Origin of the sequence: Moraxella sp. (assembly GCF_030525845.1) — a bacterium.
Taxonomy (GTDB): domain Bacteria; phylum Pseudomonadota; class Gammaproteobacteria; order Pseudomonadales; family Moraxellaceae; genus Moraxella.
Genome location: NZ_JAUNDY010000003.1, coordinates 22,378 through 37,186 on the forward strand (window position 1 = coordinate 22,378; position 14,809 = coordinate 37,186).

Here is a 14,809-nt window from a genome sequence, read left to right on the forward strand (position 1 = left end):
ACTTATAAGTTACAAACCACAGATTCGCTGGTAGATTTTTGGGCGACTGGCACGCTACGGTTTTGGAATTTTAGACCGATACTGGTGTTACCATTGTAAATGGTGTCGCACGCATAAAACACCTGTGTGGTGGGTGCGTAACTACTGCCTTGCTTGCTCTGAAAACTGCCCGCTGGCACAACTCTAAGCGAATTATCGGCGTTGATGACATTGCCACCACTATCAAGCAAGCGAATGGATTTTGGCAGGGGGTTGCTTGATATAATTTTATCAGCGTCCACAGTTGTTGAGCTTGGCTCATCGCTTGTCAGCACCAAAGAAAACTTGTCATCACTGTCTTTTTCGATGACAATCCACACAGGCTTTCTAAGAATAGAACTTTGGGCCTGAGCATCTTTAATGGTACTGGCAATGGTGGTCTTAGCACTTTTGATACGCATATTGGCAATCTGTGATGTCATAGAAGGGTAAGCCATCGCAGCCAAAATACCCATAATGACAATGACAACCATCATCTCAACCAAAGTAAAGCCACGTTGACGAGAAACACCTGTTAAATCCATGACAAACACCTTTTGGGGGAATTTTTACAATACATTGCAAGATAAGCTGCAAGAATCATTCCTAAGGTTCACCCAGCTAAATACTAAGCAGCCAAAACACATCAATAAATAAAAATTTGTTCACTCATTCTATCAAAAACCGCAAACAAAACCAACACCACTCATCTGCGTAAATGGCATTACGGCGGAAAAGTCGGTAAATGCATGTCGGCTCGCCCATGCAGTACGCACACGGCGTGAATGTTTGTTTTGGGGAAATTTTGTGTTAAGGCATGAGCCATCGCACTTAGCGTTGAACCTGTGGTAACCACATCATCGACCAATATCGCATGACGAGCAGACAAGATATCTGCCACATAAAAATCATCTTTGACGTTATTTAGGCGGTCATCACGTCCCAAGCCTCGCTGATGGATTTCGTTGTCAATACGACCTACGCCCTGCCAAATAGGGATTTGCCATAAAAAAGATAAGTATCTAGTCAATACACCCACAGGATAAAAGCCACGCTCTGCCAGACGGCTGTCGGTGGTTGGCACAGGGATTAGTACGGTGTTAGTGGCGTTTAGCTTGGGTGGCAACTTAATAAACCTAAGCAAATGATATAACACCATCAATGCAGACACCTCGCCTTTATCCTTAAAGGCACTCATCACGTGTTTTAGGGGCGTATCATAATAAGAGGCAACATACAGCGGAATATAGCCATCTGTCACCTCAATCCCAAAAACAGGCAACCTACCCACCCATGCTTCATGACAGTGATGGCAAAGCAATGGAGAGCGAGCGAGCATGTTACCCTGTACGCTCTTGGCTGGGTTGATGGGTATTGCCTGCTTACACAGATGGCACATGCCATGCACATACGAAGCCAGCATGGCAAGCGTATAAGGAGGCAATTTAGACACGCTCAACGATTATAAGCCCATCCAGTCATTTAACATTACACCCACACCAATGGCAGTAGATTCGTTGTTATAATCCACAATCGACTGTCCATAGCCATGAAACAACTGTACATAACCACTGATACCACGACCGATGGGACGCACATAATCTAACTGTAATGCCCCCTTGCTGGTTGATGGGTTGTAGCGTGCCAATCCTGAAATGTGGTTGCCTTGTTTAAATTGATACATGAAACGAACATCGCCATAACCATAAAAATCACTGATGTCAGGGTTATCATCTGGTCTGCCACTATCACTATCTTTGGCAACTCTCGCCCATAGGCGTGGCATGATGGTTAGGTTGCCCCACTCTGCCCCCGCCATGACATAAGCACGATTCCACGAACGTGATAATGGGTCGTTCTCGCCATTGGAATGATGCACTGCACCCACGCCAAGCATACGCAACTTACCATTAAAAGGTAAATCCGCCACCACAGGCTGAGTTAAAAAAATCTCTGGCTGATAGTCATGCACCCTAAATGGGTGAGAGTTATCCTCATTGTACACCTGCCAATGCGACTGCTGAGTATAACCAAACCACAAATCTGCATTACTGCCAAATAAATCCTCGGCAACTTTTGACTTAAAAGAAATTTGGAATTTGAGCTCTGTGTTACGAATCTCATTATCCGTAAATGTACGCACTTCTTGGGTGGGCGTTGCAAACTCACGATTGGGCTTGGCATTGACATAGACAGGCAAGATATACATTGGGTTATGCGGACGCACTTTCCACAGCCCTCCGCTGTTTTTATCAAGGTCATAAGAGAGGCTAAGTGGCGTATATTTACTGCTATCCACCACATCAAATGCCTTAGTATCCGACATGGATAGCTTTTGCCAGCTGTCATCTTGACTTAGAGAGGTCGGTTCATCTAGATTATCCGCAAGGATAATCTGGGGGTTACCCTTGATGGTGCTTTTGACGGTTTTGCTCAAATCAAGGGGGCGTTTTTCTTGCAAAATACTTGGCACTTTCCCCTGTGCAATGCTGTCATAGCACGCCAACCTCTCGCCATCACCAAGCACAGAAGCACAATCAAAAAACAACTGCTCTCCCTGTTCTGGGGTGCCAATTAAAGAACTATCAACGCCAAACACATCAGATGCCGCCGTATCATTTGCCCACGCCTGAATGTTTACCACGCCAATAGATAGTGCCACCATGACACTTAGTTGATTTGGGATAAATTTCATAAAAATCTCATCTTGATTTGTTGATGTTTGAGTGTACGTGTCTTATCCGCCACATATCGCACGCTTATTCGTATTTTTGACCACCGTACATAATCCAACCGCCTTGATGCCTGCCAGCGGGGTCATGGTGCGTCCAATGAACCACACCACCTTTTTCGGTGTATTCGTATTCACCATAAAACGACACTTCATCGCCCTTTTTAAGTCCGTGAACATAAGGAGCTAGGTCAATGTTATGGGCAATCAGCACGGTGTGATTATCCGCCACTTTTACGATGAATTTTTGGTGGCGAGAACCTTCATTATCATCAGGCAAGGTCGCCACCACCACACCACAGCCCCTAACTTGCACATCAGAGCGTCTATCAACAAAACTCTGCATGATAAGCTGGTTTTGACAGTCAGTTGATGAGGTTGCTACCGTCTCTTTTATGGGTTCTTTATCCGCCACAACAGCAGTCTGAGAAATTGGCTGGGTTGTTGATGGCGGTACACTGCCCTCTTGACACGCCAGCAACCCAAAACCCACCATCAAAAGAAATGCAAGTTGCTTGGCTTTGTGACGAAATAGATGCATGAATTATCCGTGTATTTGTTAAATCAATGGATATTTTAACAGAAGCCTAAGAGTGTTGCAAAATAAGCGTGCTGACTTTATGTTAATTTTTGAAAAATATGACAATTTTTGTCAATATTCATAAGCAACTTACAATTTTTGGCAGTCAAATCAAAACCTCGCTAGTGCATTCTCAAAATCTGCTCGCCCCACTTCTCCTAGCAGTACAGTTTGGAGTTGATTGTGTTTATAAATCAATAAAGCAGGTGGCCCAAACAACTGATAACGAGACAGCACCGCACGACTATCGTCATTGGTATCGCTGATGTCTAGTTTTACGACTTGATAGTCGCTAAGCACCGCTGGTCGGTTGGTAAATAGCGTCCGCTCCATGATGCGACATTCTACACACCAATCAGCGGTAATATCCACCAATACTTTATCATGGTGAGGCAACACTTCATCAAGCTCGCCCAATGTCGTGATTTTAATGTCCGCTCGTGCCACAGACCCAGTATGCTGGGATTTAAAATTTGCCAATGGTCGCCATGCGTCATTTGCCCCCATGCTTGCCCCCACCACAAGACACACCGCCCAAATAGCAGCAACCAAGCCAAAACCTTGCGAGGCTAGACTTTTAATTTTAAATAACCAAACCGCCATTACCGCAAACCACACCGCCCACATAACCAGTATCAAAGATGAAAAAATCAATCTTTCAAGCAATGATAGTGATACGGCAAGTAACAACAAACCACAAAATTCCTTGACACGGTTCATCCACTCGCCTGCTTTTGGCATGAACCGACCTTGTGCGACACCAATAAGCATCAGCGGTAATGACAGTCCAAGCCCCAACGCAAACAACGCCACAAAACCAAAGTACACATTAGAGCTTGATGATACCGCCGTCAAAGCCCCTGCCATCGGTGCAGAGACACAAGGCGACACCACCAATGCCGATAATGCTCCCGCCAAAAAACTACCGCCCAACGTACCTAACTTACCATCGGCACGCTGGGAATGTTGATGAAGTCGGTTTTTGATGACGGCAGGCAATCCTATTTTTAGCACATCAAACATGCACAACGCCAATACCGCAAATACGATGGCAAACACACCAAGCACATAGGGGTTTTGTAGCATGCCAAGCACACCGACCGCCTGACCCACCCACGCAATCATCGCTCCCAAAAAACCATATGCTGTCGCTACGCCCAAGCCATAACTGCCTGATAACGCCAATCCCTGCATGGAGCCACGTTTATTGTGCGTAACGATATTGGCAACAATCGGAATCATTGGGTAGACGCACGGTGTCAGCGACAACAATAACCCAGCCAAAAACAACAGTAATACCGCAAGCACAGGATTTTTATGGACGCCAAAAGGGTCAGGATTATCCATGATGGCTTTATGGTTATTTTGAGAGTTTGGGGTAGTTTGAGGGGACTGGGAGCTGAGATTCTCAGATGGAGCAACTTCCTTTTTGTCTTGACCCTCCTCAAAGATGTTTGGCTGATGACTTGTTTCGTTCTCCACCAAATCCTGCCAAACCTTTGTATCATTGGCAATATCGCTGGCGGCTTCCAAATCAACATCAGATGTCTGAGAGCCTACCACCTGCACCAGAGGCGATGATGATACATCTGACAAACTTGACGCATCAGCCGACTGCTCATCAGTTGTGGTTTTGATGGATGTTGATTTGTCTTGTATATCTTGCGATTTAAAGAATTGGAGCTTAGAGGTTTGGGAATATGCAGCGTTTTGCTCGGCAGCCTCTTTGATGTGTTTGGTGCTTGCCGTTAGATTGGCTGATGTTTTGACAGTCTCTGGCGGATAACACAGTCCTGCCTTGGCACAACCCTGCCATCTGACACTAATTGGAGCTTCAACATCAGCGGTAGCATGCAGTTTGGTGGTCGCCACAACATCTTGTTCAAAGACCGCCACACGCCCAAACTCTGGGTCGTCAATCATCGTATGTGCTTTATCAAACGTCCATGTATCTGCACTAACCCCATCAGGCAGGGTAAGCTTGATTTTATCTTTGTAGATATAATGCTCTGGCGTAACACGAAATGACACCGTCAGCACATCGCTTTGCACCATTGCCTCCACCCCAAAGGCCTGATGCACGGGCAAAAATTTGGATTTTTGAGCGAATAAACCTACCAACTCGCCACCACCAGACGCAGCTAGACTGACCGTAGGAGCAAACACACCCACACTCACAGATAATAAAGATAAGACAGCAAAATGAGCAACTTTTGACATATATTTAATTTTCACAAAAAAAACGGCTCATTATAACATAAGCCATTTTTACAATTTCGCCACAATTTGTCTGTTTTTGGTATCCAGCCATGACAACTAGTTTTGTTTTAGGTATGGCCACGCCGCCCTTAGATAAATCATCATCGACCACAATGTCAATACCACTGCAATGACCATCAGTACATAGCCAAGCGTTTGCAGGCTTTCCCAGTTGAGTAAAAGTACCGTAATGGCTATCATCTGAAAAGCGGTTTTGAGTTTGCCAACATACGACACCGCCACCGATGTGCGGTTGCCCAATTCCGCCATCCATTCACGCAGTGCCGACACCGCAATTTCACGACTGATGATGACAATCGCACTAATCGCCATAACGATATTAGCATGCCATTGTACCAAGATGATTAACGCTGCCGCCACCATGAGTTTATCTGCCACAGGATCCAAAAACCGACCAAATGCCGAGGTTAGTCCCATTTTACGAGCCAAATACCCATCAAGCCAATCCGTAACTGCCGCAAGCACAAACACAAAGGTAAGCAAAAAATGCCGAAACATACTCTCGCTATAATCTAGCATACCAAGCCGTGCAATGGCATTATCAGAAATGGCTGGCATGCCAATGCCAAGTGCAGGTGGATAATAAGCAATTGCCACAAACAGCGGTATCATCACAATGCGAGCGATGGTTAAGTTGTTTGGTAGGTTAAAAATGGTATTGGATTTTTGGGGTATATCAGTCATGATAAGATAGCGTTATTTTTTGGTGTATCATACCTTAAAATGGTCGTTTTTGGAAAATTTTTGTGTAAAAAATAAGACAATTGAGCGGTTTTTGGATAAAATAAAGGAATTTAAATTATATTTTGAGAATTATTATCATGCAATCATCACATTTTGATGTCATTATCATCGGAGCAGGGGCATCGGGACTTTTTTGTGCCATCAATGCAGGCAAGCGTGGCAAAAGCGTGCTGGTCATCGACCACGCCAATAAAGCAGGCAAAAAAATACTGATGAGCGGTGGCGGACGTTGTAATTTTATCAATATGACGGTCAGTCATCAAAACTTTGTGGGGGATAATCCTGATTTTACCCGTTCGGCATTATCCAAATTTACCCCACATCATTTTATGGATTATATTTATAAACATGGCATCGCTTTTCATGAAAAAGCACACGGACAATTATTTTGTGATGATTCATCCAAAGACATTTTAAATATGCTACTTACCGAATGCAATGATAATGGCGTGCAAATTTCTTTAAATACCCATATCCAAAACATTGATAAAAACAACAATCTTTTTCACCTAAAAACCAAAAAAGACCACAAAGAAACCACACTCACCGCCACCTCGCTAGTGGTTGCCACAGGAGGGCTGTCTATTCCTACGCTTGGGGCGAGTGGCTTTGGTTATGACATTGCTCGCAAGTTTGGGCACAAGATTGTCCCCACCCACGCTTCCCTTGTGCCAATGACATTTACCGATAATGTCGGAGAAATGATAAAACACCTAAGCGGAATTAGCATTGATGTGATTGTTTCTAATAATAAAATTAGTTTTGAATTACCCATGTTATTTACCCATCGTGGTTTATCTGGACCTGCAATACTGCAATTATCCAATTATTGGGAAATAGGCGAAAGTATTCATATTGATCTTTTGCCCAATCTAAATATCGGTAAGTTTTTAATTGGTTATAAAAAAGACAACCCCAAAAAGCTCATTCGTACAGCATTAATGCCTTATTTTGCCAAAAAGCTATTAACCGCCTTAGAGGCTCATTTTTGGGAAAAAGACAAAGATACCGAGCTTGCCAACATCAAAGACAAAACCCTATTAGAGATTGGGGCAAGCCTCAATGACTGGCAAGTCAAACCGTCAGGGACAGAAGGCTATCGCACCGCCGAAGTGACTCGTGGGGGCGTGTCCACCGATGAAGTGAGTAGTAAGACGTTTGAAAGCAAACATTGCCAAAACCTGTATTTTATCGGCGAAGTGCTGGACGTGGCAGGGTGGCTTGGGGGTTATAATTTTCATTGGGCATGGGCAAGTGGCTTTGCGTGTGCAAATGCGTTGCCCTAAACAGCCCCCTCAATCATCGCAATCTCATCATCACTTAGCCCATACAGCTCATACACCATTTGATTGATTTCATTATCGGTTTTGTGGATTTGATTTTGTAGGGCGATGGCTTTTTGTTGTTCGGCGATAAAGTAGTCCTCCCATGTCGCTTCATCGCCCAAAGAGAGTTTAATTTTCTTTTTGGCAAGCTCTTTAATAAAGGCTTTATAATCGAGCAAGTGCCAATTTTGTAGATTTTTTGAGAAATCCGACAAATCAAATCTGCGATTTAGCGTACGCAAAAATTTATTTATCGTCTCTTGCAATTCTTTATTTAACGATAACATTAAATCGGCTTTTTCGATAAAGGGTTGTTGTTCAGATAAGGGGATTTCTTTGATTGGGAGTTTCTCCAAATAAACTTTTTTAACCTCTGCAAACAATTTACCTTTTTCTTGTGATAAACTTTGATAAATTATATTCATAAATTTACTATTCAAAATACACAAAAGGTATTTTAAATTGAAATTATCATTTGTTTTTCCGATATTATACACATTATTTAGATTAACTCTTTTTAAATCATCAATATTACAAATTAGACTATCGGCGGTCTGCCTAATAATAATTTTCTCATCATCAAAAAATGGAGCCGTAAATCTAGGTTCTGCCAACCATTCTCCATATTTAATAAACATGGTTGGCTCATTTAAAAATTTATACCTATGAAAATCCTTTCCAATCACACATTGAATGTATTCATCATTGAGTTGGATACCAAAAGTGGTAAATATTTTATCCTTTACAACCTGTGCAGTTTGAGCGGGCTTTCCTTTTCCTGATTGATAAGGTTTTATCCCCACAATAATATTTGAAATACTTCCAAGCTCCGAACAACCTCCTTCAAATTTCTTAATATTCAGAGGCGACTTATTTAAATTATAAGTCAAATCATCATTAACAACATCTACATAGCTTGTCAAAGATGGTTCTCGCATGGCACTTTCAGAATTATGGCATAATTGAATAAAAATATCAGATTTTTTATTTTCTGATTTTTGAATAACCCAAGTAACTGTATCTCCAATATCTGCATCATCAAATACATCATAAAAGTATTTACTAATAAATAATTGATTGTAATTACCAAAAATTTCTCTAATATTTTTAAAATAATGCCCATAAGCAAACGTTGCTGGCGTAATATAACCCAATATGCCACCATGCCTTAAAAGATTTAAACCAAGCTCATAAAATATCACATAAGTATTTATCTGATATTCAAAAGACTGGTAGTTATCTTGAATGAATTGTTTTTGTATTATGTCCAATGTAGCCCCATAAGGCGGATTACCAATCACCACATCAAATCCACCATCGTTCCCCCCCCCCCTGCGTTACCAAACCTATTTCTTTCAAACACTTGCGGAAATTCTTTTTGCCAATTAAAGGCTTTATCGCCTGCGATGGCTTTATCATCAATCAAAGAATTACCACATTTGATATTTTCGTTAAGATTGGATAATTTACGATGTGGCTCGGCGGTGCGTAACCATAGCGAGAGTTTGGCGATTTGTACGCCCTCTTCGTTAATATCCACACCAAATAGGTTGTTTTCAAGGATATGATTGGCGATATTTTGGTAAATTAAAGGCGTATCCTCTAATTTACTCTCCAATTCATCAATATAACGATGTTCGGTCATTAAAAAATTTAATGCTTCATTTAAAAACGCCCCACTACCACACGCAGGGTCGCAAATAGTGATTTGCAATAGCCAATGACGATAATTTTGTAGATTGGCATAAAGTGTGTTTTTGGTTTTGGTTTGGCGACCTGAATAATATTCTTTGTCAATCACACCAAATTCTTGTTTTTTATCCGCACATAATTTACCAACGGTGTTTTGCACGATATAACTCGTGATGTATTTGGGCGTATAAAACACGCCGTCTTTTTTGCGTTTGGTTTGGGTTTTATCTAGCGTATCGCCATTGATTTTGGCTTTAATCTCATCTATTTCATTAAGACTATTTTCAAAAATATGCCCCAAAATATTGACATCGATTTCGCTTTTAAAATCATAATCAGAGAGTTTTTTTATGTGCGTGCATAACACATCATCACTAATGATAAGATTGTCTAAAATGTCATCGGGCTTAAATAAACCGCCATTATAAGCAAATATTTCAATACTGTCTGTTTTGTAGCCTGTATTTAAATAATTAAAATAGTTTTTAAGATGACTATAAATGGTAATGGGGATATTTAATTCTTTGGCTTTTTCGTATTCTTTGATGATATTATGGGCGGTATTGGCAGGTAAAAGCCCACCATCTTCACAAAAGAAAATAAATAAAAATCTATCGAGTAGTTTTTGGGTTTTATTAAATAAAGTGAGTTGGTCGATGCTAGGATTACGATTTATCAAGTCATCAAATAATGCACGCTTAAATGATGAATAATCCTGATAGAGTTGTTTTGTGATTTTTTCTTCTTGGCTGATACTGGCGTTTTTTAATTTAAGAGGAATGTCATTTAGCAGATTATCCACATGCAATAATAAATACAGTTTTTTAAATTCATCAAAAGATAATTTAAACAAATCAAATTCTAAATGCTCCACCGCATTATCGATATAAAAGCGAAGTTTTTGGAAATTGGCGGTGATGACATAACGGCAATTGGGCTGATTGTTCTTATAGCCAAAGGCTTGGGATTCGATTTTTGACAAATCTGTGGTATCCATGCCTTTTAATTCAATCACGGCAATGGCATGACCATCTTTTAAAATCGCTCCATCGCACTTTTTTTGCCCTTTTTGGTTTTTAAGTTCGGTGGTAAGATTAAAATTGGGCTGTGGATTTAGGGTGTAACCCAAAATACCCACAAATAAATCCTTTAAAAATCCCTCTTGGTATTGTTCTTCCTTAGCGTTTTTGATGTTTGACTGAATGTCTTTATTGCCAAAATGTGTCATAAATCTATCATGGGCATCTGTGAGGGCATCGGCATTTTGTTTGGCGATAAAATCGGCAATGATGATGGACTGAAACATGATAACTCCTTGATAAATATACGTTTATACCAATGATGATAGCTGACGAAAGTCCCCATCTGATACCGAATTAGGATAGATGACCAGCTGATGTCTGCCCTCAAAGGGAATCATCACGTCAAACTCTAACTGCACCGCCCTGCCGACACGCTTGGCACAGCTCAGATAAGCCTGCCACACTTGACGCTCATCGTCATCATACACCCCCAAATACCAAATATCATCAGGGTGTTTGGTACTTAGCTCACGCACAGGCGTAGCATGGGAGGTATCCACCCACAGACAAGCAATAAACACCACCAGTACCGCCGTGTACTGCCACCACGTCGCACCCATCTTCGCCATCAGTGCCAAAACAGCCACCACGAGCAGTATCTTGACACATGATGCATGATGAGTGGGGCGAACAGCGGTATCGATAAACATCAAACTTAGGCATGTTTTAGAGTTTTGATTTTTTCGATAAGGTGGACAACTTGTTCATCATCAGGGCGAGCCTGCCCTAAAAAGAACAAGAGCAAATCAGGGTCTTCATACGACAACAACTGCTCAAAGGCACGTTGTTCGTCCTCGTCTGCACTTAGGTAGTGGTTTTTGACATAGGGATCGATATAAAAATCAAGCTCTTTTAGCCCACGTCTGGCTTGGTAGATGATACGGCGTTGGTGTAGGGTAGGTTCAATCATAAGAAAATCCCAAAAGGTTTGCAATGGGTGCTATTTTTGCATAAAATAATTCAATTATCAATACAGCAATGCTCTCATGCCAAATACCATCGCCTCGCCCATACCCACACCACCCAAAATCATCTTTTTTGACATCGATGACACGCTCTACATTAAAGCCGAAAATCGCATTTTAGACAGCACCATCTTTGCCCTAAAACAACTGCACGATAAAGGCATTATGGTTGCCATCGCCACAGGGCGTGGGATTTGCGTATTTCCAAAAGCAGTACATCGGCTGATAGATGAGGCTGACATCAAGATTTTTGTTACCATCAATGGACAGTACAATGAATATCAAGGCAAAATGCTGGCACATTACCCCCTATCTGCCGAACAAATACAGCACACCACCGACTATCTAGTGCGTCAGCGTATCGCCTATGGCTACATGACACGTCATGAGATTATTGCATTTAATGAAACGCCATGCATGACGCACGCCCTACGCTCCCTACACATTCCCTACCGTGTGGCAGAGGAATTTGATGGGACTGATGATGTGTATCAAATATTGGCATTTTATGAAAATAACCAAACGGCAAGCTTGGAGCTGATGGACAATCTAAAAACCGTCCGCTGGCATGAGTGTGGCGTGGACATCTTAGATGTGCAAGGCTCTAAGGCACGTGGCATTGGTACGGTGATGGGTGCGTTGGGATTGGACATGAGTGAGGCATGGGCGTTTGGCGATGGTCTTAATGACATCGAAATGCTATCAGCGGTCGGCTACGGCATAGCGATGGGTAATGCTCACCCAAGCCTAAAAACCGTAGCGGATTTTATCTGTCCTAGCCACACAGATGATGGGATTTTTAGGGGGCTTAGAGAGTTGGGTGTGATTTAGGTAAATGTGTGAAATACACCCCAATCTCGATGATGGATTGGGGCATGCCACACACATCACTTATGGCACTCGCTTGCCTGTTTTATCGATATAAAAACGCTCGCCATCTTTCTCGACTTTAACAAGCCCTACATCAAAATAACTTACATAATCATATGTCGGTGCAATCACTTGTTTGCCTGTTTTATCAATAAAGCCGTATTTACCCTCTACTTCTATGCCAACCATACCCTCTCTGACCTCATAATCCATATCATCATAGATAAATGGCGTTAGTGCTTTGCCTGTATTAACATCAAATAGAGCAACTTTATTTTGTTTGCTAACTACTTTTACCAAAGCACTAACATCATCTTCGCCAGAATAATTACTCATTGCTTGCACGTAACGATACTTTGGCGGAATAACAACCTTGCCTGCCTCATTCATGACACCACACCCAGTACCATCTTGATGGTCAGCTTGACAAAATGACACAGCACCATTATCCAAGGTGTGTGCCACAGGATAGGTTGCGATGGATTTACCCTGTGGGTCAAACACGGTATAACTACGAGTTTGGGCGACTGCCACTCCTGCGTCATTCACGCTGATTTCATGATAAGAAATAGGTAGCACCACCTTGCCCGCCAAATCCATCACGCCATACATGCCGTGCTTCTCGACAATGACTAGATTGTTCTTGGTAAATCTTAACTCGTCATAATCTGGGGCAAGCACGACTTTACCTTTGTCATTCATCAGACCATAACGATTATTCTCTGATTTGATGGCTAAATAAGGAACTCTGTCATAATCTACATCATAGGCATGATTGATGTCATCATAAATGGCAGGCACGACGACATTGCCCTCTTTGTCCTTGATGCCATATTTGTCGTTGTCATAAAATATCTGACATACCACATCTGACAGTACACATTCATATTCTTCAACACTGGCAATAGCACAAACATCACAGTGAGCAGATGCTGACATCGCCAATAAAGACAGTGCAAGTAGTGATTTTTTCATAAAATCTCCTTTTAAAATCACAAATTTTAATTACCCCAAAATATCAGAAAAAATCCAAAATGGCAAGCAAAAAAACCAAAAAAAAATAAGACAAACAACCTAAGTCATTTGTCTTACAAATATCACAAGAGTCATCGCATGGTAACAAACTCTTCGCCACCTGTGGGGTGAATCGCCAGCGTATTATCAAAATCCGCCTTAGTCGCTCCCATCTTAATCGCCACCGCAAAGCCTTGAATCATCTCATCAACCCCAAAGCCCACGCCATGAAGTCCCACAACCTTCTCATCATCGCCCACACACACCAGTTTCATTTTGCAAGGCTGGCGATGACTTGTGATGGCACTCATCATCGGTGTAAAGGTCGAACGATAAACCTTAACTTTGTCAAATTTGGCTTTTGCTTGCTCCTCTGATAAACCCACCGTACCGATGGCAGGATGGCTAAAAATCACGGTCGGAATCAGGCTGTAATCAAGGTGTTCATTGGGTTTATTGTTAAACAGTCGCTCAGAGAGTCTGCGTCCTGCTGCCACCGCCACGGGGGTTAGCTGTACGCCGTGTTCGATGATGTCGCCCACCGCATAAATGCCATCTACGCTCGTGTTTTGGAATTTATCCACGACAATCTCGCCTTTGTCGTTGGTCTGCACGCCTGCTTTATCTAGACCGATATTATCAGTTGCAGGCACACGCCCTGTCGCCCAAATCAAACTCTCCACCACCAAGCTCTCGCCTGTATTTAGCTGGACAGTTAATGTGTCATCTGCGTTTTTAATAATCTCACTAGGAGAGGACTGATAATAAAAATGCACACCATCATCTGTCATAATCTGAGCGAGTGTACCGATAATATCTTGGTCGAAGTTTTTAAGGATTTTATCGCCACGCACCACCAAATGCGTATCCACCCCAAAGGCATTTAGCACGCCTGCCAGCTCCACACCGATATAACCAGAACCCACGATTGCCACTGATTTTGGCAAGCTTTCCCACTCAAAAAAACCATCAGAGTCAATGCCTAACTCAGCCCCTTTAATGTCTGGGCGTGTGGGGCGACCTCCTGTGGCAATCAAAATATGCTCTGCACTCAAAACTTCCACCGTGCCGTCTGCTTTGGTCACTTCTACGGTGTTTTTGTCAATGAACTTGGCAAAGCCATCTATCTTAGTTACGCCATTTTTATTAAAGCCGTTTTGGTAAGAGGTATGAATGCGGTCAATGTAAGCGGTACGATTTTCGACCAATCTTTTAAAATCAAATGCCTGTACATCAACATCAAAGCCATAATCATGAGCGTATTTGTGCAAAGCTTCCGCTAAATTTGCTCCATTCCACAGTACTTTTTTTGGAACACAGCCGACATTAACACAAGTACCGCCGACATGGCGAGCCTCAATAATAGCGACTTTCTTGCCGTACATCGCTGCACGATTTGCCGAAGCGATACCACCAGAACCACCACCGATGGCGATATAATCATAATGAGTTGTCATGATTTACTCCAATTTTTAATTGCCTTATTATAACCCAAAAACAGACAAAGC

14 protein-coding genes are annotated in these 14,809 nt (G+C 42.2%); 2 read left to right on the plus strand and 12 right to left on the minus strand.

The features are described 5' to 3' along the window. Window positions 1-2: 2 nt before the first annotated feature. The 6 genes from Q4B79_RS01860 to pgsA form a co-directional block, all read right to left on the minus strand. Window positions 3-563 carry a type II secretion system protein gene (locus tag Q4B79_RS01860; RefSeq protein ID WP_303084727.1) on the minus strand — a complete coding sequence of 187 codons (561 nt, stop codon included), beginning with the start codon at window positions 561-563 and terminating at the stop codon, window positions 3-5. A gap of 179 nt (window positions 564-742) precedes the next feature. Then, window positions 743-1,471, minus strand: a complete 729-nt coding sequence (locus Q4B79_RS01865) for a ComF family protein (RefSeq protein WP_303084728.1) — start codon at window positions 1,469-1,471, stop codon at window positions 743-745. A 9-nt stretch (window positions 1,472-1,480) separates the two neighbouring features. After that, window positions 1,481-2,713: a phospholipase A gene (locus Q4B79_RS01870; RefSeq protein ID WP_303084729.1), complete on the minus strand. Its 1,233-nt coding sequence runs from the start codon at window positions 2,711-2,713 to the stop codon at window positions 1,481-1,483. Window positions 2,714-2,777: 64 nt separating this feature from the next. Next, window positions 2,778-3,290 (minus strand): DUF3465 domain-containing protein, encoded by a 513-nt coding sequence (locus Q4B79_RS01875; RefSeq protein ID WP_303084730.1) that lies wholly within the window; start codon window positions 3,288-3,290, stop codon window positions 2,778-2,780. A gap of 150 nt (window positions 3,291-3,440) precedes the next feature. Continuing rightward, the gene (locus Q4B79_RS01880) at window positions 3,441-5,549 is read right to left on the minus strand and encodes a protein-disulfide reductase DsbD domain-containing protein (RefSeq protein ID WP_303084731.1); all 2,109 of its coding nucleotides are present in this window, start codon (window positions 5,547-5,549) and stop codon (window positions 3,441-3,443) included. 96 nt (window positions 5,550-5,645) lie between these two features. Continuing rightward, the gene (gene pgsA, locus Q4B79_RS01885; RefSeq protein ID WP_303084732.1) at window positions 5,646-6,293 is read right to left on the minus strand and encodes a CDP-diacylglycerol--glycerol-3-phosphate 3-phosphatidyltransferase; all 648 of its coding nucleotides are present in this window, start codon (window positions 6,291-6,293) and stop codon (window positions 5,646-5,648) included. Between the two features lie 137 nt (window positions 6,294-6,430). Here pgsA and Q4B79_RS01890 point away from each other — a divergent pair, with 137 nt between their 5' ends. Beyond that, the gene (locus Q4B79_RS01890; RefSeq protein ID WP_303084733.1) at window positions 6,431-7,639 is read left to right on the plus strand and encodes an NAD(P)/FAD-dependent oxidoreductase; all 1,209 of its coding nucleotides are present in this window, start codon (window positions 6,431-6,433) and stop codon (window positions 7,637-7,639) included. Here the strand turns inward: Q4B79_RS01890 and Q4B79_RS01895 are convergent. From Q4B79_RS01895 to Q4B79_RS01910, 4 genes are read right to left on the minus strand one after another with little or no spacing between them, the layout of a single operon-like run. Further along, the gene (locus tag Q4B79_RS01895) at window positions 7,636-8,982 is read right to left on the minus strand and encodes a TaqI-like C-terminal specificity domain-containing protein (RefSeq protein WP_303084734.1); all 1,347 of its coding nucleotides are present in this window, start codon (window positions 8,980-8,982) and stop codon (window positions 7,636-7,638) included. The two genes, Q4B79_RS01890 and Q4B79_RS01895, sit on opposite strands and share 4 nt — an antisense overlap. After that, window positions 8,976-10,676 carry a DNA methyltransferase gene (locus Q4B79_RS01900; protein ID WP_303084735.1) on the minus strand — a complete coding sequence of 567 codons (1,701 nt, stop codon included), beginning with the start codon at window positions 10,674-10,676 and terminating at the stop codon, window positions 8,976-8,978. The genes Q4B79_RS01895 and Q4B79_RS01900 overlap by 7 nt, the downstream gene beginning before the upstream one ends. Window positions 10,677-10,700: 24 nt before the next feature. Continuing rightward, window positions 10,701-11,102: a hypothetical protein gene (locus Q4B79_RS01905; protein WP_303084736.1), complete on the minus strand. Its 402-nt coding sequence runs from the start codon at window positions 11,100-11,102 to the stop codon at window positions 10,701-10,703. Window positions 11,103-11,107: 5 nt separating this feature from the next. Then, complete coding sequence (locus tag Q4B79_RS01910) at window positions 11,108-11,362, minus strand: succinate dehydrogenase assembly factor 2 (RefSeq protein ID WP_303084737.1); 255 nt, start codon at window positions 11,360-11,362, stop codon at window positions 11,108-11,110. Window positions 11,363-11,438: 76 nt separating this feature from the next. Here Q4B79_RS01910 and Q4B79_RS01915 point away from each other — a divergent pair, with 76 nt between their 5' ends. After that, entirely contained in the window at window positions 11,439-12,248 is an 810-nt protein-coding gene (locus tag Q4B79_RS01915; protein WP_303084738.1) for a Cof-type HAD-IIB family hydrolase, read from the plus strand. Window positions 12,249-12,308: 60 nt separating this feature from the next. On the opposite strand, the gene Q4B79_RS01920 is transcribed toward Q4B79_RS01915, so the two are convergent. Together Q4B79_RS01920 and gorA are read right to left on the minus strand one after the other, a co-directional pair. Beyond that, on the minus strand, window positions 12,309-13,262 hold the full coding sequence (locus tag Q4B79_RS01920; protein WP_303084739.1) for a WG repeat-containing protein: 954 nt from the start codon (window positions 13,260-13,262) through the stop codon (window positions 12,309-12,311). 131 nt (window positions 13,263-13,393) lie between these two features. Beyond that, window positions 13,394-14,758 carry a glutathione-disulfide reductase gene (gene gorA, locus Q4B79_RS01925; protein ID WP_303084740.1) on the minus strand — a complete coding sequence of 455 codons (1,365 nt, stop codon included), beginning with the start codon at window positions 14,756-14,758 and terminating at the stop codon, window positions 13,394-13,396. Window positions 14,759-14,809: the final 51 nt, after the last annotated feature.